General features: G+C 60.0%; 22 protein-coding genes and 1 other RNA gene. 14 read left to right on the top strand and 9 right to left on the bottom strand.

Going from position 1 to position 26,511, the window contains the following annotated elements; translation table 11 throughout:
• Positions 1 to 50 precede the first annotated feature (50 nt).
• Positions 51 to 1,385 carry a phosphomethylpyrimidine synthase ThiC gene (gene thiC / locus AB5Z14_RS02705; RefSeq protein ID WP_006234165.1) on the bottom strand — a complete coding sequence of 445 codons (1,335 nt, stop codon included), beginning with the start codon at positions 1,383 to 1,385 and terminating at the stop codon, positions 51 to 53.
• 171 nt (positions 1,386 to 1,556) lie between these two features.
• Here thiC and AB5Z14_RS02700 point away from each other — a divergent pair, with 171 nt between their 5' ends.
• Complete coding sequence (locus AB5Z14_RS02700) at positions 1,557 to 2,078, top strand: hypothetical protein (RefSeq protein WP_368130172.1); 522 nt, start codon at positions 1,557 to 1,559, stop codon at positions 2,076 to 2,078.
• Positions 2,079 to 2,194: 116 nt separating this feature from the next.
• Here AB5Z14_RS02700 and AB5Z14_RS02695 read toward each other — a convergent pair whose 3' ends face one another.
• Both AB5Z14_RS02695 and AB5Z14_RS02690 read right to left on the bottom strand, forming a co-directional pair.
• On the bottom strand, positions 2,195 to 3,019 hold the full coding sequence (locus AB5Z14_RS02695; protein ID WP_368130171.1) for a YaaA family protein: 825 nt from the start codon (positions 3,017 to 3,019) through the stop codon (positions 2,195 to 2,197).
• 103 nt (positions 3,020 to 3,122) lie between these two features.
• Positions 3,123 to 4,520 (bottom strand): aminopeptidase, encoded by a 1,398-nt coding sequence (locus AB5Z14_RS02690; RefSeq protein WP_368130170.1) that lies wholly within the window; start codon positions 4,518 to 4,520, stop codon positions 3,123 to 3,125.
• A 163-nt stretch (positions 4,521 to 4,683) separates the two neighbouring features.
• On the opposite strand from AB5Z14_RS02690, the gene polA reads away from it, so the two are divergent.
• Positions 4,684 to 7,434 carry a DNA polymerase I gene (polA, locus tag AB5Z14_RS02685; RefSeq protein ID WP_368130169.1) on the top strand — a complete coding sequence of 917 codons (2,751 nt, stop codon included), beginning with the start codon at positions 4,684 to 4,686 and terminating at the stop codon, positions 7,432 to 7,434.
• 275 nt (positions 7,435 to 7,709) lie between these two features.
• On the opposite strand, the gene AB5Z14_RS02680 is transcribed toward polA, so the two are convergent.
• Positions 7,710 to 8,537, bottom strand: a complete 828-nt coding sequence (locus AB5Z14_RS02680) for a Cof-type HAD-IIB family hydrolase (RefSeq protein WP_117746767.1) — start codon at positions 8,535 to 8,537, stop codon at positions 7,710 to 7,712.
• Positions 8,538 to 9,091: 554 nt separating this feature from the next.
• On the opposite strand from AB5Z14_RS02680, the gene AB5Z14_RS02675 reads away from it, so the two are divergent.
• The 4 genes from AB5Z14_RS02675 (at position 9,092) to ndk (ending at position 13,061) form a co-directional block, all read left to right on the top strand.
• On the top strand, positions 9,092 to 10,318 hold the full coding sequence (locus AB5Z14_RS02675) for an argininosuccinate synthase (protein WP_035138001.1): 1,227 nt from the start codon (positions 9,092 to 9,094) through the stop codon (positions 10,316 to 10,318).
• Between the two features lie 233 nt (positions 10,319 to 10,551).
• Positions 10,552 to 10,722 carry a hypothetical protein gene (locus AB5Z14_RS02670; protein WP_161144721.1) on the top strand — a complete coding sequence of 57 codons (171 nt, stop codon included), beginning with the start codon at positions 10,552 to 10,554 and terminating at the stop codon, positions 10,720 to 10,722.
• Positions 10,723 to 10,840: 118 nt separating this feature from the next.
• Positions 10,841 to 12,271, top strand: coding sequence for an argininosuccinate lyase (gene argH / locus AB5Z14_RS02665; RefSeq protein WP_270225826.1), 1,431 nt, complete (start codon positions 10,841 to 10,843; stop codon positions 12,269 to 12,271).
• Between the two features lie 385 nt (positions 12,272 to 12,656).
• Entirely contained in the window at positions 12,657 to 13,061 is a 405-nt protein-coding gene (gene ndk, locus AB5Z14_RS02660) for a nucleoside-diphosphate kinase (protein ID WP_368130167.1), read from the top strand.
• A gap of 182 nt (positions 13,062 to 13,243) precedes the next feature.
• Here the strand turns inward: ndk and rpiB are convergent, their stop codons facing one another.
• Positions 13,244 to 13,711, bottom strand: a complete 468-nt coding sequence (gene rpiB, locus AB5Z14_RS02655; RefSeq protein ID WP_055251633.1) for a ribose 5-phosphate isomerase B — start codon at positions 13,709 to 13,711, stop codon at positions 13,244 to 13,246.
• Between the two features lie 272 nt (positions 13,712 to 13,983).
• Between rpiB and AB5Z14_RS02650 the strand changes: the two genes are divergently transcribed.
• Positions 13,984 to 15,303, top strand: coding sequence for an L-cysteine desulfidase family protein (locus AB5Z14_RS02650; protein ID WP_368130166.1), 1,320 nt, complete (start codon positions 13,984 to 13,986; stop codon positions 15,301 to 15,303).
• Here the strand turns inward: AB5Z14_RS02650 and AB5Z14_RS02645 are convergent.
• Complete coding sequence (locus tag AB5Z14_RS02645; protein WP_368130165.1) at positions 15,300 to 16,058, bottom strand: HAD family hydrolase; 759 nt, start codon at positions 16,056 to 16,058, stop codon at positions 15,300 to 15,302. The genes AB5Z14_RS02650 and AB5Z14_RS02645 overlap by 4 nt on opposite strands.
• A 315-nt stretch (positions 16,059 to 16,373) precedes the next feature.
• Here AB5Z14_RS02645 and rpsA point away from each other — a divergent pair, with 315 nt between their 5' ends.
• The 3 genes from rpsA (at position 16,374) to AB5Z14_RS02630 (ending at position 19,077) form a co-directional block, all read left to right on the top strand.
• Positions 16,374 to 17,540, top strand: coding sequence for a 30S ribosomal protein S1 (rpsA, locus tag AB5Z14_RS02640; protein WP_022095232.1), 1,167 nt, complete (start codon positions 16,374 to 16,376; stop codon positions 17,538 to 17,540).
• 323 nt (positions 17,541 to 17,863) lie between these two features.
• An RNA gene (gene rnpB, locus AB5Z14_RS02635) (RNase P RNA component class A) lies at positions 17,864 to 18,225 on the top strand.
• Between the two features lie 213 nt (positions 18,226 to 18,438).
• Positions 18,439 to 19,077: an IMPACT family protein gene (locus tag AB5Z14_RS02630; protein ID WP_368130163.1), complete on the top strand. Its 639-nt coding sequence runs from the start codon at positions 18,439 to 18,441 to the stop codon at positions 19,075 to 19,077.
• Positions 19,078 to 19,144: 67 nt separating this feature from the next.
• Here the strand turns inward: AB5Z14_RS02630 and AB5Z14_RS02625 are convergent, their stop codons facing one another.
• Complete coding sequence (locus AB5Z14_RS02625; protein WP_368130161.1) at positions 19,145 to 19,591, bottom strand: C-GCAxxG-C-C family protein; 447 nt, start codon at positions 19,589 to 19,591, stop codon at positions 19,145 to 19,147.
• A 234-nt stretch (positions 19,592 to 19,825) separates the two neighbouring features.
• Here AB5Z14_RS02625 and AB5Z14_RS02620 point away from each other — a divergent pair, with 234 nt between their 5' ends.
• The 4 genes from AB5Z14_RS02620 (at position 19,826) to AB5Z14_RS02605 (ending at position 23,756) form a co-directional block, all read left to right on the top strand.
• Positions 19,826 to 21,109, top strand: a complete 1,284-nt coding sequence (locus AB5Z14_RS02620) for an O-acetylhomoserine aminocarboxypropyltransferase/cysteine synthase family protein (protein WP_368130160.1) — start codon at positions 19,826 to 19,828, stop codon at positions 21,107 to 21,109.
• Positions 21,110 to 21,251: 142 nt separating this feature from the next.
• Positions 21,252 to 22,556 carry an MFS transporter gene (locus AB5Z14_RS02615; RefSeq protein WP_368130159.1) on the top strand — a complete coding sequence of 435 codons (1,305 nt, stop codon included), beginning with the start codon at positions 21,252 to 21,254 and terminating at the stop codon, positions 22,554 to 22,556.
• Positions 22,557 to 22,713: 157 nt separating this feature from the next.
• The gene (locus tag AB5Z14_RS02610; protein WP_022095227.1) at positions 22,714 to 23,292 is read left to right on the top strand and encodes a xanthine phosphoribosyltransferase; all 579 of its coding nucleotides are present in this window, start codon (positions 22,714 to 22,716) and stop codon (positions 23,290 to 23,292) included.
• An 83-nt stretch (positions 23,293 to 23,375) separates the two neighbouring features.
• Positions 23,376 to 23,756, top strand: coding sequence for a peptide chain release factor family protein (locus AB5Z14_RS02605; protein WP_438265645.1), 381 nt, complete (start codon positions 23,376 to 23,378; stop codon positions 23,754 to 23,756).
• 86 nt (positions 23,757 to 23,842) lie between these two features.
• Here AB5Z14_RS02605 and AB5Z14_RS02600 read toward each other — a convergent pair whose 3' ends face one another.
• Together AB5Z14_RS02600 and AB5Z14_RS02595 are read right to left on the bottom strand one after the other, a co-directional pair.
• The gene (locus AB5Z14_RS02600; RefSeq protein WP_368130158.1) at positions 23,843 to 24,805 is read right to left on the bottom strand and encodes a diacylglycerol/lipid kinase family protein; all 963 of its coding nucleotides are present in this window, start codon (positions 24,803 to 24,805) and stop codon (positions 23,843 to 23,845) included.
• A gap of 85 nt (positions 24,806 to 24,890) precedes the next feature.
• A complete protein-coding gene (locus AB5Z14_RS02595) occupies positions 24,891 to 26,312 on the bottom strand; it encodes a chloride channel protein (RefSeq protein WP_368130156.1) in 1,422 nt (473 codons plus the stop codon).
• Positions 26,313 to 26,511 lie beyond the last annotated feature (199 nt).

The following is a 26,511-nucleotide window of genomic DNA, read 5'->3' as shown; positions in this document are numbered from 1 at the left end:
AACAATTGACAGGTACCAGCTCGCCGCCAGAGGCGGCCGCGGCGACAGGGTTAGTCCTCCATGCCGAGGTCGATCGTGGTGCCCTCGAAGATCTTGTTGACGGTGCGGACGGCGCACATCTTGCCACACATGGTGCAAGTGCCCTCGGTGGCGGCGGGGGACTCCTCGTAACGCTTCTTGCCCGTAACCGGGTCGAGCGCGCACTCCCACATGGCGTCCCAGTCAAGCTTGCGGCGTGCCTGGCCCATCTTGTCGTCCATGTCGCGGGCGTGCGGCACCTTTTTGGCGATGTCGGCGGCGTGTGCGGCGATCTTGGTGGCCATGAGGCCGTCGAGCACATCCTGGGCGTTAGGCAGGCATAGGTGCTCGGCCGGCGTCACGTAGCACAGGAAGTCGGCGCCGGAACTGGCGGAGATAGCGCCGCCGATGGCAGCGGTGATGTGGTCGTAGCCCACGCCGATATCGGTCACCAGCGGCCCGAGCACATAGAACGGGGCATTGTGGCACAGGCGCTTCTGCAGTTTCATGTTGGCGGCGATCTCGTCGAGCGCCATGTGACCCGGGCCCTCGACCATGACCTGGACGCCGGCGGCCCAAGCGCGCTTGCACAGCTTGCCCAGCTCGATCATCTCAGCGGTCTCGGTGGCGTCGTTGGAGTCGTAGAGGCAGCCCGGGCGGCAGGAGTCGCCGAGCGAAATCGTCACGTCGTACTCGTGGCAAATCTCGAGCAACTCGTCGTAGAACTCATAGAATGGGTTCTCGTTACCGGTGACCTCCATCCAGCCAAACAGCAGTGAGCCGCCACGGCTCACGATGTTCATCAGGCGGCCGGTCTCCTTAAAGGTCTTGGTGACCGACTTGTTGATGCCGCAGTGAATGGTCATAAAGTCCACGCCGTCCTCGGCATGCGCGCGCACGACTTCGAACAGGTCGTCCTTGGTGAGCTTGACCAGCGGCTTTTCCATGTAGCCGATGGCGTCGTACATGGGGACGGTGCCTACCATGAGCGGCGTCTCGTCGATGAGCTGCTGGCGGAACTGGCGTGTCTTACCCGAGTTGGAAAGGTCCATGATGGCGTCGGCGCCAAAGTCCTCGGCGATCTTGACCTTCTTCCATTCCTCGGCGGCATCGGCCTTGTCGCCCGAGATGCCCAGGTTGACGTTGACCTTGGTGGACAGGCCCTCACCGACGCCAAAGGCGCGCATGCCTTTTTTGATGTGCACGATGTTGGCGGGAATGGCGATGCGGCCGTCGGCCACGCGCTCGCGGATGTACTCGGGGTCGCGATGCTCGCGCTCGGCGACTTCCTTCATCTGCGGCGTGATCTGCCCGGCACGGGCGAAGTCGATTTGCGTGACGAGCTTGGGCTCGGTCTGTGTGCTCATTGGCACGGCTCCCTTCGTTGGCATTACCCATATCAGGTTTGCGGGTCAGGGCGGGCGCGCCCAGTCTCAGCCTGCCGTCTTGTCCTGCAAGCTCCCCGTTTATGTAATGGGCTCAAGTATAGCTCGAATGGGTACGATTGGCCTAACGAGCGTGCCTGTGGGGAGGCGTACATGGAAGACAAGCATCTATATCGAGAGACACAATGGGACATATCGGCCGAGGAGGGCCGTGCGCACCATGGGTTAGTCGCGATTGGCTTTGCGGTGCTTGCCGTGCTGGTGATTGCCTTTTGTATTTGGACGTTTGGCGGTCGCGGCGGCGCTGCCTGGGAATTTGAGGCCGATGATGCCCTGCCGATTATGACGGTGAGGAGTACTGGCGGTAATGCCAATACGCTCGCCGTTCCGGGCGATTATTGGTATCCGCGCGACGAGTTTGTGCAGTTGCAGCTGAGTGGTGGATCCATTCCGGGTGAAGAAATCGAACGCGTGACGTTTGATGCAGCGCTCAAAACGCTCACGGTAAAGCTCAAAGATCAGGGGGACGTGCCCACGACGATGGATATCGCGCTGACGGAATGGCGCCTGGAGCCCCCGTCGGGTGTTGCGGTGTCCGAGGTCGAGCACGTCAAGATTGTCTATCAGGACGGTTCGACAAACGGGATTGCAAAGGCCGACGGTCTAGCAGAATAGGTGTCGAGCCTAGCAGCCAATTCATAAAAGTTGCGGTGGAATAGTTCCTGATTGTGCGATAAAAGGCTCAAATAGGAACTATTCCACCGCAAGTAATATGGAGAAAGCTGGGCGGGTCAGTGTTGGGTGCCGGCTCTAGAGTGCTCGTTGATGAACACGAGGGTGCCTGGGCATGAGAGCTCGGGAAAGTTTCGATAACCAACGTCGAACGCGGTGAGCTCGCTTGCATCCTCGAGCTTGTTTTCTGCCATCCACCGCACCATGGAGCCGCGTGCCTTTTTGCTGGCGGTCGAACGTTTGATGGGCTTGCCGTTACGGACGCCTTCGCCAAAAAGGCAGGTGATAACCGTTGTATCCTGTGCAGCATGGGGCAGAACGGCTTTGGCGTATTCCACGCTGGCAAGGTTGACGATAGTGGTGTCGGAACCGGCCGGCGCAATTGCCTGCGCGAGTCGATTCCCCCAGAAGGCATAGAGATCGCGAGCGCCGTCGACGGAGAGCTTCGCCCCCATTTCGAGCCGATAGGGCGACACGCCGTGGAAGGGGCGCACGCATCCGTAGAGTCCCGAGAGGATCCAGAGATGGTCTTGCAGCCATGCGAGCTGCGCGGAATCCATCACCTCGGGCGCCATGCTCTGGTATTGGATGCCGTGGTAGGACATGACGGCGGGGGAGATTCGACGCGCGATATCGGGATCGGCGAGGTCGGCATCGCTCAGGACGGGCATAAATTCGTGAAGCGTATCCAGGCACGTTGTAAGCAGCTTGTCGCTCACGTTCCACAGCGCCTGCAGGCCGCCGCTGCCTTCATTCCGCTCGATATCTAGCAGTGCGCGGTGGAGGCGAGCCGTCTCGTGCGCAAAAGGTGGAATGCCCAGGACTTCAAAAGCATCTTGGGCCGCGCGCATCTGCTTGGCGGGCGAAATGATGACCTGCAGCATGGACTCTCCTCTGCCAAAAAGGAAGTTGCGGTGGAATACGGTCTGTTTTAGCCGTTTATGGGCCAGTTTAGTCCGTATTTCACCGCAACTGATGAAGGGTTGGTTAGGCTCGCTCGATGAAGGCCTTGTAGCCGCGATAGGCCTCGTAGATATCGGCCTTGTTGGCGACCTCCCACAGGGCGTGCATGGACAGGACGGCAACGCCGGAGTCGATGACGTTCATGCCGTACTTGGCCATGATGTAGGCGATGGTGCCGCCGCCACCAGCGTTGACGCGGCCGAGCTCGCAGGTCTGGAAGTCCACGCCGGCCTCGTCCATGATGTCGCGGACGAGGGCCACGTACTCGGCGTCGGCGTCGTTGGAGCCGCCCTTGCCGCGGCTGCCCGTGTACTTGTTGAAGCACAGGCCACGACCCATGAAGGCTGCGTTCTTGGTCTCGAACTTGCCGGCGTAGCCCGGGTCGAAGCCGGCGGACACGTCGGAGGAGAGCATACGGCTGCGGGCGAGCGCGCGGCGCAGAGCCAGCGGGCTGTCCTCGCCGGCGAGTGTCATGATCTCGGCGACGGTGTTCTCGAAGAAGCGGCTCGTCATGCCGGTGGCGCCCACGGAGCCGATCTCCTCTTTGTCGACGATGAGCGTGATGCTCGTGCGTTCGACATTGGCCACATTGATCTGGGCGAGCATGGAGGGGTAAGCGCAGACGCGGTCGTCGTGGCCATAGCCCAAAATCATGGAGCGGTCGAGGCCCATGTCGCGGGCGGGGCCGGCGGGCACGACCTCGATCTCGGCGGAGAGGAAGTCCTCCTCCTCGACGTCATGCTGCTCCTTGAGGATGTCCAGGAACATCTGCTTGACGGGCTCCTTGGGGGCGTCCTTGTCGTCCTCATCGAACTTGACGGGACGGCCGCCCACGATCACGTCGAGGATCTCGGCATCGACGGCGTCCTTGGCGGGCTTGGCCATCTGCTCGCTCGAGAGGTGGATCAGCAGATCGGAGATGGTAAAGACCGGATCGTCGACCTTGTCACCGATGTTGATGTCGACGGTGGTGCCGTCCTTTTTGCAGATGACGCCTACGAGTGCGAGCGGGGAGGCCACCCAGTGGTAGCTCTTGACGCCGCCATAGTAGTGCGTGTCGAGATAGGCCATGTCGCCGGCCTCGAAGGCGGGGTTCTGCTTAAGGTCCAGGCGCGGCGAGTCCACGTGGGCGCCCAGGATGTTAAAGCCCTGCTCGAGCGGGGCGGTGCCCAGGTTGACGAGCATAAGGTCCTTGCCGTGGTTGGCGGCGTACACCTTGTCGCCTGCCTTGAGCTCGCGGCCTTCGGCGATTACGGTCTCCAGGTCGACGTATCCCGCCTTCTCGGCCATCTTGATGCCGGCCTTGACGCACAGGCGCTCGGTCTTGTTCTCACTCAAAAACTGCTTATAGCCGCGGCAAAGCTCCTCGAGCTCCTCGATTTGCTGTGGTGTGTACTTTTTCCATGCGCAGGGACGCTCCATGACGCAGGCTCCTTTCGGATCGATCGTGCTGGTTGATGTACCGTGAGCCATCGTATCACGCGCGGGCTCACGGTGGCAGGGGCTGATGTGCGGTAGTCGCGGGGCGGGGAGCGTGTAAACTGGAGTGAGCAAACCGTGCCCAGCCCAAAGCGAGGTATTCAATATGTCTGACAAGCGCCGCACCTTTGCCGTTATCGACGGCAACTCGCTCATGCACCGCGCCTTCCACGCCGTGCCGCCGACCATGAACGCGCCGGACGGTCGCCCCACCAACGCGATCTTTGGCTTTCTGAACATGTTTCTTAAGATGATCGATGCCTTTAACCCCGACGGCGTTGTTGTGGCGTTTGATAAGGGCAAGCCGCGCGTGCGCATGGAGATGCTGCCACAGTATAAGGCGCAGCGTCCGCCCATGGACCCCGATCTGCATGCGCAGTTCCCTATGATCAAGGAGCTGCTCGGTGCGCTCAACGTGCCGATTCTGCAGTCCGAGGGCTGGGAAGGTGACGACATCCTGGGCACTATGGCGCGCCTGGGCGAGCAGGCCGGCTGTGACATGCTGCTGGTGACTGGTGATCGCGACATGTATCAGCTTGTGACCGAGCACGTCAACGTGGTCTCGACCCGCAAGGGCTTGTCCGACGTGGCGATTATGACGCCCGAGAGCGTGGATGACCTGTATCACGGCATTACGCCGGCGCTCGTGCCCGATTTTTACGGTCTGAAGGGCGACGCGTCCGATAACATCCCCGGCGTGCCGGGCATCGGCCCCAAAAAGGCGAGCGCGCTCATTGCGCAGTACGGTAGCCTGGACGAGGTCATCGCACACGCCGACGAGGTCAAGGGCAAGATGGGCGAGAACCTGCGCGCACACATCGACGACGCGCTGCTGAGCCGTAAGGTGGCGACCATCCGCACCGATGCGCCCGTTGAGCTCGATTTTGAGGCGACGTCCTTCCCGGCGTTTTCTGCCGACGAGGTGTCTGCGGCACTGGGTACGCTCGGCATTACGGCCATGCAGAACCGTTTCTTGTCGCTGATCGGTGGTGAGGGCGGGGCTGCTGCTGCCTCCAGTGTGTTTGAGATGCCTGCGATGGTCCGCGCAGCCGCCGGCGATGCTGACGCGCTTGGTGCCGTTGCGGCTGAGGTCTCCCGCGCGATTGATGCCGGCGAGTGGGTCGCCGCCGTGGTGGACGATGACAAGGAAGAGGGCGCGCTCTTTGGACTGACGCGCACGCTGTGGTTGGCGACGTCCAAGGGCCTCTTCACGCTCGAGGAGGGCAACAGCTGCGCGGCGGCTGAGGTTGAGGGCTTCAACTTCGTCCACGGCGTGATTGCTGGCGTGCTCGCGCGTCTGTTTATGGAGGGTCGCGTGGCGAGCCCGGATATGAAGGTGCTGTTGCACGAGCTTTCGCCCATCGATTCTTCTGAGCCCGAGCTCATGGATCCGCTCGCTGCCGATTCCACGCGTATCTTCGATACCGTGGTCGCTGCCTATCTGCTGGATTCCGATCGCTCCGAGTTCGATGAGGCATATCTTGCCGATACGTATCTGCAGATGGCGCTGCCTGCGGCGCGCGGCGCAGAGGGTGCCGGTGAGGACGCTCCGGCGCCTGCCGCCCGTACTGCGGCTCTGACGCTGGCGCTCGTGGCGCCGTTGCGCGAGTGCATGGCCCGTGAGAATGCCGCCAACGTGTTCGATGGCATCGAGATGCCGCTCGTTCCGGTACTTGCCAAGATGGAGCGCACGGGCATGCTCGTGGACCCCGACCGTCTGCACAGTCTGTCCGAGGGTCTGGCGACCCAGATTACCGAGGTTGAGCGCAGTATTCGCGACCTGGCGGGTGATGAGACCTTTAACATCGGCAGCCCCATGCAGCTGTCGCATGTGCTCTTTGATGTGATGGGCCTTCCGACCAAGGGTCTCAAAAAGACCAAGCGCGGTTACTATTCGACCAATGCCAAGGTACTGAGTGATCTTGCCCGTGACCACGAGATTGTTCGTTTGATCTTAGACTGGCGTGAGAAGTCCAAGATCAAGTCCACCTATCTGGACACGCTGGGCCCGCTACGCCGTGGTGACGGTCGCGTGCACACTACGTACAACCAGACCATCACGGCAACGGGGCGTCTGTCCTCGAGCGACCCGAACCTGCAAAACATCCCGACGCGCTCGGAGCTGGGTCGTACCGTCAAGACGGCGTTTTCGGCAGGCGAGGGAAGCGTCTTTTTGGCGGTGGACTACTCGCAGATCGAGCTGCGTCTGCTGGCACATCTCTCGGGTGACGAGCACCTGGTGCGCGCCTTTAACGAGGGCGAGGACTTCCATGCCGAGACGGCGGCGCGCGTGTTTGGTGTGCCGGTGTCCGAGGTAACGCCCGACTTGCGCAGTCGCGCCAAGGCCGTGAACTTTGGCATCGTGTATGGCCAGCAGGCCTACGGCCTGTCGCAGTCGCTGCATATCTCGATGGCCGAGGCACGCGACATGATCGACCGCTACTACGAGGCCTACCCGGGCGTGCGCACGTTCCTCGACAACGTGGTGGCACGCGCCAAGCAGACGGGCTACGCCGAGACCATGTACGGCCGCCGTCGTCATATTCCGGAGCTCAAGGCCAAAAACCCGCAACTCCGCGGCTTTGGCGAGCGCACGGCCATGAACCATCCCATGCAGGGAACCGCCGCCGACATCATCAAGATCGCGATGGCCCGCGTAAGCCGCCGCCTGGAAGAGGAAGGCTTTGCCGCCCACATGATCCTGCAGGTACACGACGAACTGGACTTTGAGTGCCCGGTCGACGAAGTCGAGCGCCTGACCACCATGGTCCAAGACGTCATGGAACATGTCGTAGACCTACGCGTACCCCTAATCGCCGAAGCCAGCACCGGCATAACCTGGGCCGATGCCAAATAGGGAAGCGCTCACAATTCCAAAGTAACTAAAAGCAGAAGGGGGCTCCTTGCCAACAAGGAGCCCCCTTCATTCCAAAAAAACAGCCAAGTATCTAGACGCCAAGACGCCATCTAGGCGGCAAGCAAGTCACCGCAGGACCTGGCCGGGCGAGGCGGGTAAGTTTTTCGTAGATTCCGCACGAGCCGGAAAGCACTTAATGTGCTTTCCGAGCGAGCCCAGGACCTGACCGAACGAAAAACTTACCCGCCTCGCCCGGCCAGGTCCGACGAGCAACGTTAACGAGCCGCCAGGATGGCGTCGATGAGCGTCAGTACGCCCCCGTCGTTGTTGCTCGGAATGCGCCACTTGGCGTGCGCGTTCATGTGCTCTTCGGCATTGTCCACGATAAAGCTGTGACCGACGCGCTCCAGCATGGGGATGTCGTTGTAGGTATCGCCCACGGCGGCAGCATCGGCAATATCGATGCCCAGGTGCTCGCACAGGTGAGCGACGCCGGCGCCCTTGTCGACGCCCAGGTTCATAAAGTCGATCCACTCGCGCCCAGCGTTGGTGACGTAGAGTTTGTCCGAGAACTCGGGGCTATAGGTCTCGCGGAAAGCGGGCTCGGCGTCGTAGCCGGGGAAGAAGACCGAAATCTTGTTGGACTCGAAATCAATGCCCTCAAAGCTGTCTACGTAGTTGATTGTGTTGTAGTAGACGCTGATCTCGTCGTGGTATTGATGGTCGCGGGCAAGCACGTAGAACTCGTCGAAGCAGCACAGGACGGGGACAGCGCGAGGATCCTCCGAGGCACGGTTCAAGACCTGCTGATACAGCTCCACGTCAATATTGCTTTTATAGATATAGCTGCCGCGATAGATCACGCAAGCTCCGTTGTCGGGACAAAAGGCGAGGCGGTTCTTGATGCCCTCGAACATCTCCTCGAGCTTGGGGGCGGGACGTCCGCTGGCGGGGCAGAATACGATGCCGGCGTCGGCGAGCTTGTCCAGGCGCTCATCAAGACCCTGGGGCAGCACACGCTCGTCGGTCAGCAGCGTCTTGTCCATATCGACGGCGAGAATCTTAATGTTGCCGATGTTGGCGTCCGATTCGTAAGTTTGCATAAAAATGCGCCTTTCGTTTCGAGATTGTTTCAGACGTTATAACCATCAACTAGTAGTCGAGCGTATTTTCGCAGGAATGGTGCGTATTTGCACCACGCTTCACAAAGTAATGAAAAAACTTTTCAGAAATTTGAATTTGTCGCTTGTGCTGCGGGCACTTTAGCGTAATATAGCGACCATCGAAAACGGAGACGGAAAAACAACCGCTTACCGAGTAAAAGGTACCGTTTACGATATTTGAATTGCGCCCGGCGATACGTGAAAGGAGAGGCAGATGCAGTTCGTAAAGATCATCACCACTGCAGACAATGCCATCCGACGCCAGTGCGCAATTTCCCGACGACGATAACAATCGTCTCTGTCCGCATGGGGCGAATTGCCTCAACAGAGTCATTTTGAGGTCGTTGGGTTTTAGCACGACATTGCTGCATGTTTCTAGGGCATGTATGTGCTGATTTTTGCTATTTAACCTGATATTGCACGGTATATGACCTTGAAATGACTTGCAACTGACCGATGTTCTAACTAGCTACCAAGGGCGAAAGGAAACAGCCATGAGCAAGGAAAAAGTCGTTCTCGCATATTCCGGTGGTCTTGATACATCCGTATGTGTCAAGTGGCTCCAGGACGAGAAGAATCTCGATGTCGTTTGCGTCTGCGGCAACGTGGGCCAGGAAGAGACCGGACTGGATGCCAAGAAGCAGAAGGCGCTCGACCTGGGCGTTCTCGATTGCCAGGTGCTCGACCTGCGCGACGAGTTCTCCGATGAGTTCCTGACCAAAGCCATCGCCGCAAACTCCATGTACGAGAATAAGTATCCGCTGCTCTCCGCCCTGTCTCGCCCGCTGCTTGCCAAGAAGCTTGTTGAGGTCGCCCACGAGTTTGGCGCGACCTACGTCGCCCACGGCTGCACTGGCAAAGGTAACGATCAGGTCCGTTTTGAGGCCGCCGTCAAGGCCCTCGACCCCGAGCTCAAGGTTATCGCCCCGGTTCGCGAGTGGGACCTGAAGTGCCGTCCCGACGAGGTCGCCTATGCCCACGCCCACAACGTGCCGGTTCCCGAGGGTGCCAACGACAACCCCTACTCCATCGACGACAACCTGTGGGGTCGCGCCATCGAGTGCGGTCACCTGGAGGACCCTTGGAATGAGCCGCTCGATGACGCTTGGGTTATGACCAAGAACCCCGAGGACACGCCTGACACCCCGACCTATACCGAGATCGAGTTTGAGGCCGGCAAGCCTGTCGCCGTCGACGGCAAGAAGATGAAGCTCTCCGAGATCGTCATCGCCCTCAACAAGATTTCGGGCGACAACGGCTTTGGCCGTCTTGACCTGGTCGAGGATCGTCTGGTGGGCCTCAAGAGCCGCGAGTGCTATGAGGTTCCCGGCGCCCTGACGCTCATCACCGCCCACAAGGCGCTCGAGGACATCTGCGTCGAGGGCGACCTGCTCAAGACCAAGATCAAGCTCGAGCAGGATTGGGCCACCGCCGTGTACAACGGCCAGTGGTACAGCCCGCTCAAGAACGCGCTCGACGCCTTTATGGCCGATACCCAGAAGTTCGTGACCGGCACTGTCCGTCTGAAGTTCTTTAAGGGCAACTGCCATGTCGTCGGCCGCAAGAGTCCCTTCAGCCTCTACGACTACGGCCTGGCTACCTACGACCGCGACACCACGTTTGACGAGAAGGCCAGCGCCGGCTTTATCGAGATCGATACGCTGTCGCTCAAGACGTGGGCAAAGGTCCAGGGCCCCAGCTCTGCTGCTGCCCAGGCCTAGCGCCTCCTTCCCTTGGTATCCGCGCGGCCCATCCGCGTGATACATAACGGGCGCACGGGGTCCCTACCTTTCGTTATGCTTGCTGACACTTCTTAACATCGGTGGCCCCTACGTTCCGCCCGCATATATGATGCCGCGTCTGCGGCTGAGTCCGAGCCCCGCCGGGGTTGTCCGGCGGGGCTCCTTCTATCAATTTGGCGGCTCTGTGCCTATATATATGTGGAGTATCCATTATGTTCAATGCTATCGCGCATGCTTTGCTTGCCCTCGCGCCCGAGTTCGATGCTGTAAGGGTCGAGGACGTTCCTATGAGCCTGAAGGCCTGGATCGATGGTTCGCAGGGCAACATCCGGAGGGAGACGTTGGGCGCCAAGTGCATGGTGCGTCACTTCTTTGCAAATTAGCCACATGGCCCCGCGCGCGGCAGGGAGTGTGTAAAACTAGCGGTTGATAAATCGCTTTAGCGACAGGGCACATTGCTTTGGACGCTTGTTTTGGTATTTGGAGAAAGGAGACGGTTCCATGGCTCTTTGGGGCGGTCGTTTTGAGGCGGGCGTGGCCGAGGTCACGCAGGAGTTTGGCGCGTCGCTGCCGGTCGACAAACATCTCTATAAGCAGGATATCGCCGGCTCTAAGGCGCATGCCAAGATGTTGGCCGCCCAGGGCATCATCAGTGCCGAGGACGAGCAGGCGATTGCCAAGGGCCTGACCGGAATCGAACAGGATATCGATGCCGGCAACTTTACCTTCGATATCAACGATGAGGACATTCATATGTCCATCGAGAGCGAGTTGACGCGCCGCATCGGCGAGGCCGGTAAGCGCTTGCATACCGGCCGTTCGCGCAACGACCAGGTGGCGACCGATACGCGCCTGGGCGTCAAGGCGCTGGCCAAGGAGCTCATGGAGGCCAATCTTGAGCTGCGCCATGTGCTGGTGGATGCGGCCAAGAAGTACGACAAGGTGATTCTGCCGGGCTACACGCACATGCAACATGCTCAGCCCGTGCTGCTGTCGCATCACCTGCTGGCGTATTCCTGGATGTTCGCGCGCGACTTTACGCGTTTGAAGGCCGCCTTTGATGCTGCCGACAACTGCCCGCTGGGTGCCGCTGCGCTTGCCGGTACGAGCTATCCGCTCGATCGCCAGATGACGGCTGCCGAACTTGGCTTTGCGGGCGTGATCCCCAACTCGCTCGATGCCGTTTCCGACCGTGATTTTCTGCTCGATCTGCATTACGCCGGATCCGTCATGGCGATGCACCTGTCGCGTCTTTCCGAGGAGATCGTACTGTGGTCGAGCTCCGAATTTGGCTTTATCACGCTTTCCGACTCGTACTCCACTGGCTCGTCCATCATGCCGCAGAAGAAGAACCCCGACTTTGCCGAGCTTATCCGCGGCAAGAGCGGTCGCGTGTACGGCAACCTGGTGCAGCTGCTGGTAACCATGAAGGGCCTGCCGCTTGCTTATAACAAGGACTTGCAGGAGGACAAGGAGGGCGCGCTCGATACCGCCCATACGCTCATGCAGTGCCTGTCCGTTATGGCCGGAATGATTTCGACTTGGACCGTCAACGAGGATGCCATGGCGCGCGAGTGCGGCGTGGGGCACCTTGCCGCCACCGATGTTGCCGATTACCTGGCCAAGCGTGGCCTGCCGTTCCGCGAGGCACATGCCGTGGTGGGCCATCTGGTCCTGATGTGCGAGAAGCGCGGCTGCAATCTTGAGGATCTGCCGTTCGAGGTGTTCCAGGAGGCAAGCCCGCTCTTTGAGCGCGACATTACCGAGGCGCTCGATATCCCGTCGATTGTCGCCGCGCGCACGACCGAGGGCGGCACCGCTCCTGCCGCCGTTGCCGTGCAGTTGCAGCGTGCCGAGGCACAGCTCGTGGCTGACGAGGGCGTGTTTGGATCGCTGACCAAGGTCGTCGAGATGGGTCACGGGGCAAAGTAGAGGTTTGGCTGAAGCCGTTTTGGCCATTTATTGATAAATCGTTTTCACTTTACGGGCGCCTGCTGATGTGGGCGCCCGTATTTTGTTGCTATGGGGGAGGGGCTTGTCGAGAACTTCTGTAGGACCTTTGGGCAGGTTGTGAAGGGGTTACGTTCGCGGGCGGCAACCGACCGCCTGCTCTGTTCGATGCGGTTGATGGGCGGTCGGATGGTACTCTAATCGGGCTTCGAAACAGAAGTGACACATATGGAGCGCTTTAATAAATTGCAACGTTTCAATAAACAGCTTTTTGTTTAACTGCAGCTAAAACTCTGTTACGATGCAGTCCAGGCGGGTGCCGGAATGGGACTTGGGCACGCGCGAACCTACTTGAAAGGCTACTTTTATGGCTATCGAGAAGACCTTCATCATGATTAAGCCCGACGCCGTGCGCGATCGCAAAATCGGCGAGATTGTTGCTCGCATTGAGCGCAGCGGTCTTGTCATCGAGCGCATGGAGATGACCACGCTCGAGCGCGCTACCGTCGAGGAGCACTACGCCCATCTGGCCGACAAACCCTTCTTTGGCTGTTTGTGCGACTTTATGACGAGCGGTCCGGTCGTCAAGATGGTTGTTTCCGGTCTTTCCGCCGTCTCCAAGATGCGCACCCTTATGGGCGCCACCAACCCGCTTGATGCTGCCCCCGGCACCATCCGCGGTGACTTCGCCGTCGATGTCAACGCCAACGTGATTCACGGCTCCGACTGCCTGGAGAACGCCGAGATCGAGATCAAGCGCTTCTTTGGCTAAACCAGCTTTGACTCCTTAAAGCTGTTAGCGTGTGGCTTGGGCGCCGCGGAACTCCATCCGCGGCGCCCTTTTTATCCCAACAGGTTTTTGGTAAACGCTCACAAATCTACTAAAGAGCCCCCGCCTGGAATGTGCGTGCATTCCAGGCGGGGGCTGTCGTTAGCGTATGGCGTTGTAAGTCTTTAGGCCTCGTCGACGACCTTGAGACCGCGGGTCTGGTCGATCTCGTTGAGGAGGTTGACGCGACGCTCGTGGCGGCCACCCTCAAACTCGGCGTCGAGCCACTCGTCGACGATCATCTTGGCGAGCTCGGAACCCACGACACGAGCGCCAAAGGCGAGCACGTTGGTGTTGTTGTGCATGCGCGAGAGCTTGGCGCTGAAGGGCTCGGAGCACACGACGGCGCGAACGCCCTCGACCTTGTTGGCGGCAAGGCTAATGCCGACGCCGGTACCGCAGATCAGGATACCCAGGTCGACGTCACCGTTGGCTACGGCCTTGCCCACCTTGTAGCCGGCGATGGGGTAATCGAAGCTCTCGGAGGTGTCGGTGCCAAAGTTGACGACCTCGCAGCCGCGCTCCTTCAGGTGCTCGGAAATGATGTTCTTGAGCTCGACGGCGGCGTGGTCGTTACCGATACCGATCTTCATGGATGGTTCCTCTCTGGTCTGTGCGGCGCAAATGCTAAATGTGTTTACCGCGTTCGACTGCATGATAGCGCGACTTTTGTGTAAACGCTCGGGCGTTTTTTGGTCAAACGCTTTAGCAGGCAACAAGACCTGCTTTTCATGAATGAATGCCGCCAGTTTGTGCTTGAGCGCCGTCCGCCGGAACCATGGTTGCGGTTTTTGATGCATTGTTATCAAATAAAAGAGCTAATTATTTTCGAGAGCCCAGCCCGTTATGCAAGCAGGAGATACCTATGCCTACCGATTCCCTTCGTGATGCCGCGTTTTGCGATGTTTTGAACCGCGAGCTTGTCTGTGCGCTCGGCTGCACCGAGCCTATTGCCGTTGCCTATGCAGCGGCGTTGGCGAGCCAGACGCTCTGTTGCGAACCCGATCATATGGACGTTGCCTGCTCGGGCAACATCATCAAGAACGTTAAGAGCGTGACCGTGCCCAACTCGGGCGGTATGCACGGTATTGAAGCTGCGGCCGTGCTGGGCGCCGTGGGCGGCGACGCCAAGAGCGCGCTCGAGGTGCTCGAGAGCGTTAACGACGAAGATCGTGCTCGCGTGACCGAGCTCCTCGCTGACGCCGGCTACTGCGATGTGTCGCTTGTCGAGGGTGTGCCCAACCTCTACATCAAGGTGACCGCCACGGCCGGGGGCCATACCGCGGTCGTCGAGATTACCGATCACCACACCAATGTCACGTGCCATACGCTCGACGGTATTCCGGTGTGCGGCAAGTCGGCGGGGGAGTGTGCCGCCTGCGCCGAGCGCGTGGTGGCCGAGCGGGCGGCGGATAAGGCCGACACGCCCATGTCGATTGAGTCCATCATCGACTTTATCGAGGACGGCGACATTGAGGGCGCCCGCGCTGCCGTTGAGCGTCAGATTGAGCTGAACGGCGCGATCAGTGCCGAGGGCCTCGCGCACGCTTGGGGCGCCGAGGTGGGCCGTACGCTGCTGGGCGCTCGTGCCGATGACGTCGCCTGCCGGGCCCGTGCCCGTGCGGCCGCCGGGTCCGACGCTCGCATGAACGGCTGCGCGCTGCCGGTCGCCATTGTGTGCGGCTCGGGCAATCAGGGCATTACCTGCGCCTTGCCCGTCATGGAGTATGCCGAATACCTGCGCTGCGACCACGAGCGCCTGGTGCGCGCCGTGATGCTGTCCGATCTTATCGCCGTGCATATCAAGAGCTATATTGGTGCGCTCTCGGCGTTTTGCGGTGCTATCTGCGCCGCGTGCGGCGCCGGCGCTGCGATTACCTGGCTGTGCGGTGGCACGCGCGAGCAGATTGGCGCGACGGTTTCGAACACGCTCGGTAACGTTGGCGGCATCGTGTGCGATGGCGCCAAGGCGAGCTGTGCCGCCAAGATTTCGGCTGCCGTTGATGCTGCGATTCTGGGACATGACATGGCCATGCAGGGGCGTGGCTTCCGTGCCGGCGAGGGTTTGATCCAGGATACCGTCGAGCAGACGATCGCCAGCATGGGCTACGTGGGCCGCGTGGGCATGAAGGACACCGACGTCGAGATCCTCAACATCATGATCGGCAAGACTCGAGTCTGTTAAGACAGTTCGTCGGCTACTTGGTGTTCGTAGAAGGCTTCTACTACGGCGTTGAAGTCGCGGGCGAAGTCTTCCATGGTTCCTCGCCAGGTGGCTCGGCCGGGTTTTCCCTGACCAACATAGGCAGTCTGAATGCCGCAGGCGGGGCTGGGGAAGTCACGCTTGGGGTCGTTGCCCACCATAAGGACCTCGTGCGGCTCGAGCCCCATCACCTGAAGCTGCTCTAGATAGTAGGTGGCATCGGGCTTGCAGCGGGTGGTGTTTCCCATGTGCGTGACGAGCTCAAAGGGGGCGTCGGCCAGGTCGCCCCAACCCATGCGGCACTCGATGGCTCCCTGCGGAAAGCTGGGGTTGGTGAAGAGCGCGCAGCGCAGCCCTGCGTCCTGTACGGCCTGAAGCGCGGCGTGTGCGCCCGGCATGGCGTGGGCGTTGATGACGTCGTCATTCTTATGTGGAAGAACTTCGCGGTCGTAGTAGGTAAATGCCTCGTAGATGATAGGATCGGAGAGGCAGATGCCGCACCTGCGCTCGACCTCGGTGCGGTAAAACTCAAGATTGGTGCGATTGTCCGTGCCGCTTCGGCGGTTGGCGTTGAGGTCGACCAGGATGGTGCCGAGGCGTGCCATCGTGCCACCGCGGCTGCGGCGCCCGATATTCGCGAGCATCGACGAGACATCCTTAAAATAGCGAAGGATGAACGCGTTGAGGTTGATGCTAAGAAGCGTCTCGTCCATATCGAAAACGACTGCTTTGAGCACGCGGGCGCCTTTCTCGAAAAATCGTTCCAGAATCGTTGGTTCCGGATACTTTACCCCAAAGCCGTATGCCTAACGGCCTATCGTCAACTTACGGAGACGGTCGTCCACAAGATTGCGAAAAAGTCTCCATACGAGTAAAAAATCGCAGTTCGCGCTTGAAATCGAAGTAATTTCCCCGTAATCTATACGAACGTGATTGCATAAGCGTCACATTAGTATCTGTCGGCTCCCGAGTGTTCCTAAACGTTGTGTGCTTGTCGCACCCTTCTGTAGGTCCTAGCAATCGGGGCCCCGTAGTTCGAAAGGGGTCCACCTTTGAGTGAGATTCAGAACTCGTCCATTTTCTCTCTTGACGATGTCAACGAGGAGGAGATGAACAACCTCATCGACGGTACGATTACCGACTTTGATGAGGGCGATCTCGTTAACGGCACTGTCGTTAAGATCGAGCATGACGAGGTGCTCGTTGACATCGGATTCAAGTCCGAGGGCGTTATCCCGGTCCGCGAGCTGTCCATCCGCAAGGACGCTAACCCTGCAGACATCGTTGCACTCGGTGATCCCATCGAGGCCCTGGTTCTCCAGAAGGAGGACAAGGACGGCCGTCTGGTCCTGTCCAAGAAGCGTGCCGAGTACGAGCGTGCTTGGAACCGCATCGAGGAGAAGTTCAACTCCGGCGAGAACGTCGAGGGCGAGGTTATCGAGGTTGTCAAGGGCGGCCTGATCCTCGACATCGGCCTGCGTGGCTTCCTGCCCGCTTCCCTCGTCGACCTCCGTCGCGTCAAGGACCTCACCTCTTACATGGGCACCCGCATCGAGGCCCGCGTTATCGAGATGGACCGCAACCGCAACAACGTCGTCCTCTCCCGTCGTGTCGTGCTCGAGGAGTCCCGTAAGGCCGAGCGCTCCGAGATCCTGTCCAAGCTCAAGTCTGGTATGCGTCTCCAGGGCACCGTTTCCTCCATCGTCGACTTCGGCGCCTTCGTCGACCTCGGCGGCATCGACGGCCTCATCCACATCTCCGAGCTCTCCTGGAACCACGTCAACCATCCTTCCGAGGTTGTCAAGGTCGGCCAGGAGGTCGAGGTCGAGGTTCTCGACGTCGATCTCAACCGCGAGCGCATCTCCCTGGGTCTCAAGCAGACCACCGAGGATCCGTGGCGCGCACTGGTCAAGAAGTACCCCGTCGGCGCTATCGTCGAGGGCACTGTGACCAAGCTTGTCCCGTTCGGCGCTTTCGTCGACCTGGGCGAGGGCATCGAGGGCCTGGTGCACATCTCCGAGATGGCCAACAAGCACGTCGATCAGCCTTCTCAGGTCACCCACGTGGGCGACAAGGTTCAGGTCAAGGTCATGGAGATCGACCTCGACCGTCGTCGTATCTCCCTGTCCATGAAGTCCGCTGCTGAGACTCTGGGCGTCGAGATCGAGGTTACCCCGCTGCCTTCCGAGAAGAAGGACGAGGAGACCGACGCCGAGTAAATCGGTTTGACGATCACTTGTTTTAAGGGATCCGTCCGCAATGGACGGGTCCCTTTTTCATTTGCTGCTGAGGTGCGCGATGCTGCCCGGGCTGTCCACAGGCTATTTGGTTGTCGGTGCATGAAAAATGCCGACATCCCGCCTCGGGGTGGAGGCGGGAACGCACCGAGTAGACGGAGGGGTGCGGAGCGCGGTCGCGTCTCGACTGACGACGTTGCCCATCGACGGGACTATTGTAGCGCATGGGTGGTTCTTGGTTTATCGTGCGAGCGCTTGCGTTGTGCCATTGCCTGCGGCAACGGTGTGTTACACTCTTGCACTGCTGAGTGGGCCAGACGGTCGCGCGATGTGCTGCTTGCAGTACGCGTGAGGAAAGTCCGGGCTCCAGAGGGCGGGATGCCGGCTAACGGCCGGGCGGAGTGATCCGACGGAAAGCGCCGCAGAAAAGAAGACTCCCACCTGCGCCGCAAGGCGTAAAGGGAAAAGCTGAAACGGTGGTGTAAGAGACCACCAGCGTCGTGGCAACACGGCGGCTTGGCAAGCCCCATCCGGAGCAAGCGCGAATAGGAACGCTATGGGCCGGCCCGGTCCGCGTTCGGGTAGCGTGCGTGGAGCTGCGCGGTAACGTGCAGACAAGATAAATGACCGTTCACGACAGAACCCGGCTTATCGGCCCACTCGGCACTTTGTTGACGCTGCGAACCCGTCAGCGCGGCAATCTGCCTTTCAAACCTTCGGGCATGACCATAAGGTCAATGCCCTCGGCTTTCAAGGCACCTTGCTCGCGCTGACGGGTTCTCGCTTTCGTTGACGGAATCATCGGCGTTGCCATTCTTTTTACTAGGGTTATCGTATTATTGAGGCTGTTTGTTGCTGCGCTTTATTTTGTTGAGGGGCTTTGTTGGACAGCTATTTTACTCTGCAATCGAATATTGAGGCTTCGGGCGAGTTTGTGGACCGCAAGAGTCGGTTTATTGCCCAGCTGGTCCATATTGAGTCCGAGGATGAGGCGAATGCCTTTATCGAGGTGGTCCGCAAGCGTCATTACGACGCTCGACACAATGTTCCCGCGTGGATTTTGGTCGATGGACGCGAGCGCCAGAGCGATGATGGCGAGCCGAGCCGCACGAGCGGAATGCCGACGCTCGAGGTGCTGCGCGGTGCGGGACTTAAAAACGTATGCTGTGTTGTGACACGTTATTTTGGTGGCACGCTGTTAGGGCCCGGTGGCTTGGTGCGCGCCTATACCGCGGCGACGCAGGCGGCGGTGGCCGCGGCTCAAGAGGCCGGGCAGATCGTCGAAATGACGAGCGTCGTGCCGGTTGATGTACGTGTGGCCTATCCGCAATACGAGCAGGTGCTTCGCTTGGCGCAGGATTCGGGTGCCAAGGTTGCGGATACCGATTACGCGGATGCCGTGACGATTCATTTGGTGTTTAAGGCGGGGGAGCAGGAGCCATTTTGTGCCAAGATGCGCGAGCTTATGGCGGGGCGCGAGGAGATCGAGGTCGGCGCTCCCGAATTTGCCGAGTTCTAACGGCGACGGTCGGCGTGCTTTTGGACGGATCCCAAGCACACCGACCGTCGTTTTATGTCGCTGCCGTTTACTCGGCGAGCTGCTTTAGTACATCACAGGCGATTTCGACGGCATCGTCGATGCAACCGGGACAGCTGCGGATCGGGCCCTTGTCCGATCCGATGCCCTTGAGCGTGCCGCAGACGGTCGTCGTGTTCTTCTCGCCAAAGCGCTTGGCAATCTCGCGCGACAGCTTGTAGGTCTGGCCCTTGGTCTTCGGGTTTTCCATGCCATCGCTCATTACAAAGCCCATGATGGCCACGGCGCCCGAGATGGCGCCGCAGGTCTCGGTCATACCGCCCATGCCGGCGCCAAAGCCCTCGGTGAGGGTAAAGGCGACCTGGGGGTCGAGCCCGACAGCGGGCGCGAGCGTGCAGGCGACGGCCTGGGCGCAGTTAAAGCCACGGGCGTGGTATTCGGCAGCCTGAGCCTGACAGGCGGCAGTGTTGAGCTGGGTGGTATCGATCTGCTTCATCGTTGTCTCCTTGTTCATGGTGTACCCGCCTATGGTACCCTTGCCGGCGCATTCGCTTATCGAGACCGCAGTGCATATCTCATTGTTTTTCGCCATCGAACACTTTCTTAAGATTTGGGACAAATAAACCTGATTAATTTGTCCCATAACCTATCGGCGGGATGGGTTGAGAGGGGTACGGGGTAGCGGTATCGTGAACCGAATAAAAACAAAACCCAAGTAAGGGAGTTGGATATGAGCGAGCAGACCATCGGTACTACATGTGTTCAGGGCGGCTATCACCCGGGAGATGCGGAGCCGCGCCAGGTGCCCATCTACCAGTCCACCACGTGGAAATACGACACGTCCGAGCACATGGGCAAGCTGTTTGACCTGGAGGAGTCGGGCTACTTCTACAGCCGTCTGCAGAATCCCACGTGCGATCTGGTTGCCGCCAAGATCTGCGAGATGGAGGGCGGTACCGCTGCGATGCTCACGAGTTCGGGCATGGCCGCGAACTTCCTTGCGATCTTTAACGTGGCCGGTGCCGGTGATCACGTGGTCGCGAGCTCTGCTATCTACGGCGGTACGTATAACCTGCTCGCCCACACGATGGGGCGCATGGGCGTGACTTGCACGTTTGTCGCCCCCGACTGCACCGATGTGGAGCTGGAGGCAGCCTTTGAGCCCAATACCAAGCTCGTCTTTGGCGAGACGATTGCCAACCCTGCCCTTGCCGTGCTCGATATTGAGCGCTTTGCCAAGGCCGCGCATGACCACGGCGTGCCGCTGATGGTGGACAACACCTTCCCGACGCCCGTGATGTGCCGTCCCTTTGAGTGGGGCGCCGACATCGTTACGCACTCCACCACCAAATACATGGATGGACATGCTGCCTACCTGGGCGGCGTGATCGTCGACCACGGCCAGTTTGACTGGATGGCCCATGCAGACAAGTTCCCGGGTCTCACCACGCCTGACGAGAGCTATCATGGCGTGACGTATGCCGAGAAGTTTGGTCGCGAGGGTGCCTTCATTACCAAGGCAACCGCTCAGCTCATGCGCGACCTTGGCCCCATGCAGAACCCGCAGGCGGCGTTTTTCCTGAATAGCTCGCTCGAGAGCCTGCATGTGCGCATGCCGCGTCATTGCGAGAACGGCCTAGCCGTTGCCAAGTTCCTGCAGAGCCATCCCAAGGTGCGCTTCGTGAGCTATCCGGGCCTGGAGGGCGACAAGTACTATGACCTGGCTCAGAAGTACATGCCCAACGGTACCTGCGGCGTTGTGAGCTTTGGCTTTAACGGTGGTCGCGCGGCGGCCGAGACCTTTATGAAGAGCCTTAAACTTGCCCAGATCGCCACGCATGTGGCTGACGCCCGCACCTGCTGCCTGCATCCTGCTAACGCCACGCATCGCCAGATGAACGATGAGGAGCTCATCGCCTGCGGCATCTCCGCCGACATGGTGCGCCTGTCGTGCGGCCTCGAGGACACGGCCGATCTGATTGCCGACCTTGAGCAGGCGCTCGAGCAGTGCTAGGCTAGCTCCGTACAAGGTGCCGATGCTGGCAGAAAGCTTCGGCGACCTTTTGTTCCGATTCCGTAGGCGGGACCCCAATCGCGGCTGTTTGCAGGCGATTGGGGCCCCGTTTTTTTGCGTTGGGCCACTCGAAAGGATGGATATGGAGAAAACTGCAGAGCAGCTGCGCCGCGAGCACATTGCCCTTGAGGGCGATACCCATGGCAAGAACAAATGGGCGATTCTGTTTACCGTGCTCATCATGACTTTTATGGTGTGTCTGGATTCGACCGTCGTGACCGTGGCGCTGCCCGTGATGCAAAAGGAGCTGGGCGTGGGCCTCGACCGCATCCAGCTGGTAAGTTCGGTGTATCTGCTTGCGACTTGCGTGGCTATGTTGCCGTTTGGCCGTCTGGGCGACGTGCGCGGCAAGGTGAATGTGTTCCAGCTGGGCGTCATCGTCTTTTCGGTCGGTTCGCTGCTGTGCGGCCTTTCGGCCTCGCTCGAGGTTCTTATCCTGGCACGCATCGTTCAGGGCGTCGGTTGCGCGGCGGCCATGGCCAACAACATGGGCATCATCACCGAGTCGTTTCCGGCGCGCGAGCGCGGTCGTGCCATGGGTATTCTCGCGACCTTCGTGGCCCTCGGCATGATGTGTGGCCCCGTGCTGGGCGGCATGCTGGTGGCAAGCTTTCCCTGGGAGAGTATCTTCCTCATCAATCTGCCCATTGGCGTGATCTCGTTTATCGTGGGGCTCTACACGCTACCGCATGTTAAGCCGGAGGCCGGCGAGCGCCCTATGTCCCTGATTGAGGCTGCTCGTCGCTGCTTTGCAAATTCGGCCTTCACCATCAACCTTGCCTGCATGCTCATCGTGTTCGTTGGTATTGGCGCATCCGAGTTTATTTTGCCGTTCTATTTTCAGGACGCCCACGGCTTTGGTTCTGACATTTCCGGATTGCTCTTTTTGGCGCTGCCGATGGTGAATGCCTTTATCGGCCCGCTTTCGGGTACGGTTTCGGACCGTGTTGGCTGCGAGGGCCCCACGGCAATCGGCCTGGGCGTGTACGTGTGCGGTCTCTTTGCGGTAAGTACGCTCGACGAGCATTCTTCTATCCCTGTGATCGTGTGCTGTGTCGCGTTTATGTCGTGCGGTACGTCGATTTTCCAGAGCCCCAATAACTCGCTGTATATGGGCTCGGCTCCGCGCGAAGCGCTCGGCTTTGCGGGCAGCCTGGGTAGCCTGGCGCGCTATGCCGGCATGGCACTCGGCATTACGGTGGCGTCGCACATCCTGTATGGGCAGATGAGCGTGGCGATGGGCGAGGCTGTGACCAGTTTTGTTGTAGGCCGTCCGGATGTGTTCCTGTTTGGTTTCCGTTCGGTGTTCTATGTGTTGATGGCTGTGGCCGCTGTGGGCTTTGCGCTCGCTATGGTGCGTTTGGTGAGGATGCGCGCCCGCCATTAGCGTGTTGGGAGGCTGTCTGCCACGATTCGCGCCGTCTCAAAAAGACTGGTTTGTGGTGCGATGCGGCTTGTGGGGCGGGCGGGGGTCGGTCCGTGGTAGACTATCGAACAACGTTTATTAATCGCGCGGTATCGTTGCCGCGAGAAGGGGTTGCGCCATGCAGGAGCTTGAGGATCGTATTCGCCATGACGGCATCGTAAAGGCCGGTAACGTCCTTAAGGTTGATGCCTTCCTCAACCACCAGTGCGACGTTGAGCTGTTCGATCACATGGGCGCCGAGTGGGCCCGTCTGTTCGAGGGTGTCGAGATCAACAAGATCCTGACGATTGAGGCTTCGGGCATTGGCATGGCTTGCATTGCAGCCCAGCACTTTGGCGGCGTGCCGGTGGTCTTTGCCAAGAAGGCGCAGTCCATCAACCTCGACGGCGAGCAGTATGCCACGACCATCTACTCCTTTACCAAGCAGAAGGAGTACCCGGTCATCGTTGGCAAGCGCTTCCTGTCCGAGGGCGACAAGGTCCTGATTATCGACGACTTTTTGGCCAACGGCTGCGCGCTCGAGGGCCTTATCAAGATCTGCGAGGCTGCGGGTGCCGAGGTGTCCGGTATTGGCATTGCCGTGGAGAAGGGCTTCCAGGGCGGCGGCGATAAGCTCCGCGAGCGCGGCTTCCGCGTCGAGAGCCTGGCCCGTATCGCCGATATGGACTGTGAGACCGGCGAGATCACCTTCGCCTAAGCGCGCAACACAAGCGATTGGCATGCGATGTGACAAAGGGACCGTCCCTTTGTCACATTTTTTGTATGAAGGGAGGTGTTGATATGGACGAGAACAAGATGGGATGGCGCGAGTATGCGCGCTATGCCGAGATGTCGGTCGAGGAGTTGGCGCGCGATTGCGAGGTGCAGGTGTTTCGCGCGACGGGTCCGGGCGGACAAGGCGTCAACACGACGGACTCGGCGGTGCGCATGAAACATATCCCTTCGGGAATTACCGTGACGGCGCGCGAGAGCCGCAGTCAGTTCCAAAACCGTAGTAGCTGCCTGCGTAAGCTGCGCGCTGAGCTTGAGCGTCGCGGGCGTCCACCGCGCCGACGCGTAAAGACTAAGGTGCCTCTGCGCTCTCGCCAGCGCAGGCTCAATGACAAGCGCTTCAACGCCATTAAAAAGGCCAACCGTCGCAAGCCGGGCAGCGACGACTAGCCTCCTCATAAGTTGCGGTGAAATAGGGACTGTTTTGCGGCTTTAGCTGCATAAACAGTCCCTATTTCACCGCAACTTAGGTGGGGTTAGCGGGTTGGGCGCCAGACTTGGAGGACGCCGGGTAGGATGTCAACTTCGATGCGCGAGGCGACGATGGGCTCACCGTCGGCCTGGATGGGGTAGTCGGGCTCCTCAAAGGTGAGCTCGGCATGGCGGCAGCGGCGCATGCGTACCGGCGGCAGCTTGGTGTGGTGTCCGTCCTTGGCCGAAAGGAACATGGGTAGGGCGACCGCACGGGGGACGGGGCCGCAGGCGTAGCAGACGTCGAGTACGCCGTCGCAGGGGTCGGCATCAGGGCAGATGCGATAGCCCGAGCCATACGTGGGGCCCAGCTGAATCGCCATGATGATCGCCCTCACGCGCTCGGCGGGCGCGCCGTCAAAGCTGGCTGTCATGGGGTAGTTGCGATAGCGCAGGCCAAACTGCTCAAGTCCCGAGAGGGTGTAGAGAGGAGCACCCGTCAAGCCGGTCTTTTTGCGCAGCTCGGTGGTGCCAAGGCCGATGGCGGCATCGATGCCGACCGAAAGCGTCTGGTCGTAGTACTCAACGGTAGCCTCGCCGCTGCCGCTCGCAGGGCTCCATGAGCGAATGCGCCCGATATCTTGATGCTGCAGTTCGCAGGTGAGCAGCGTGCCAAAATCCTTACCGGAGAAATCGTCGATGCCGAGCGTCTGGGCAAAATCGTTGCCGGAGCCCACGGGCAGGACGGCAAGAGCGGGGCGGGCGTCCTCCTTTTGCGTCATAAGCCCGTTGACGACCTCGTGGATCACGCCGTCGCCGCCGAGTGCGATAACGGTGCGATAGCCCTGAGCCTGCGCGGCCAGCTCCTTGGCGTGTCCCATACGTTCGGTCAACACCAGGTCAAACTGGGATGCGCGTGCAGTCATGTCCAAAAAGCGTTGCAGGCGCTCGGCAACTTCGCGTGCCGCAGCCGACTGGGCGGCTGGGTTGGCGATGATGAGCGTGCGACCAAAATCAGTTGCGTGCATGGGGCGACTCCCGGCGTGTGACATGACGGTGCGGTCGCGCTCGGGTTGCGTTGCCCCGATTGTGGCTGCACGGCGATTATTACATCTACTCTATCAGGTCGTTGTGGCGCTCGATAGCATCCGCTACCGTACCGCCCTCATCCACAATAAGCGAACGGCGCTTGGGTGAGATGATGCGCTGGGCGGGGTACACGCCGCGGTGTCCGCCGGTTAGGTAGCTGATAAAGGCCACGATGACAAAGAACCCGGCGGCCGTGCCGTGGAACAGGTCGATGGCCATCATGCAGGTGGTGATGGGCACGTTGAGGCCGGCGCAGAACACGCCGAGCATACCGAGAGCCGCCAGAAAACTGGGGTCAAGCCCGGTGAGGCAACCGATCCAGCCACCGAGTGCCGCACCGATGCCAAACAGGGGCGTGACCTCGCCGCCTTGGAAGCCCGCGCCCAGGGTAAGCGCTGTGACGACCAACTTGATGGCTGCGTCCGCCAGGGTGGTGTTGCCGGCAAATCCGGCGCCGGAAAGCCACGTGGAAAGGCCGGCGTAGTTCCAGGCGTCGAGGAGGGCATAGGCGGCTAAAACCGCGAGTGCGCCTATGAGTGCGCGAACGAGGTAATTGGTGATAAAGCGACCGTACAGGCTCTTGACGGTTCGAACCGACCAGGCAAAGAGGCGTGCCGTCAGGCCGAAGATAATTGCGCTGATAACAACGATGACAACCGTCCGTGGTGTCATGTTGGGAACGCTGGCGATGACATTCGCTTCGTACTCGGTACCCAGGGCGAGTGATGTAAAGTAGCCGGTAAACGAGGCGACCAGGCAGTAGATGCCTGCGGTGTAGTCGATCTTGCCGATAAAGCACATCTCCATACCAAAGAAAGCTCCGGCAAGGGGCGAGCCGAACACGGCGCCAAAGGCCGACGAGATGCCGGCGAGCATGAGGTCGTGGTGGTCGTGCTTTTTGAGGTGGGCCAGGCTAGATACATTGCTGGCGATGGTGCCGCCAATCTGCACCGCGGCACCCTCGCGACCGGCCGATCCGCCCGTTAGGTGCGTGAGCGTGGAGCAGACGAAGGTGAGGACGGCCATGCGCATATGGATGAGGCGTGTGCCCAGAGCGGAGTCGATGACCAGGTTGTTACCTCGTTTGGCGGCAAGGCCGTGGTTTTTGTACACCCATGCGGTGGCAATGCCCACAACGGGAAGCAGCGCGTAGACCCACGCATGGTGCTCGCGATAGTCGGTCGCGATATTCAGCGAGGCCAAAAACGCCCAAGCGGCAACGCCCATGGCGAGCGAGACGATGACGACGAGCATGAGCAACTTGGCGCTCGCGAGTAGGTTGCGGGCGTTGCGGCGCGTGTCGGCAGCCAAGAGATGCTCGGAGCGGGTGAGCTGTTGCCTGCCTGCCATGATGACGTCATTAAGGGAGAAAAAGCCGCCGTCGTCGAGCGACTGGGAATGATCCTGCGCCTCGTTTGCGCTTTCGGGTTTGTCGGTAAAAGCCATACGTTCCTCTTCTTGATTGCAACACGAGCATTATAGAGCGTGCCAAACGTGACAAACCGGCGGGTTGGTTTCGGTTCTGTTTCGCGGCTTGCGGCCGACAGGTGTATTCGTGGGTACGGGCCGTGTCGCCGTCGTGCGGCGGGGGATTATACTGAGATAAACATAAAGAATCGGCGCCCGTGGTGTGCGCCGCTGCATG

It is taken from the genome of Collinsella aerofaciens, from assembly GCF_040910265.1.
Taxonomy (GTDB): domain Bacteria; phylum Actinomycetota; class Coriobacteriia; order Coriobacteriales; family Coriobacteriaceae; genus Collinsella; species Collinsella aerofaciens_BK.
The sequence above is the reverse complement of the archived record's forward strand: the minus strand, read 5'-3'. Positions and strand labels throughout refer to the sequence as shown.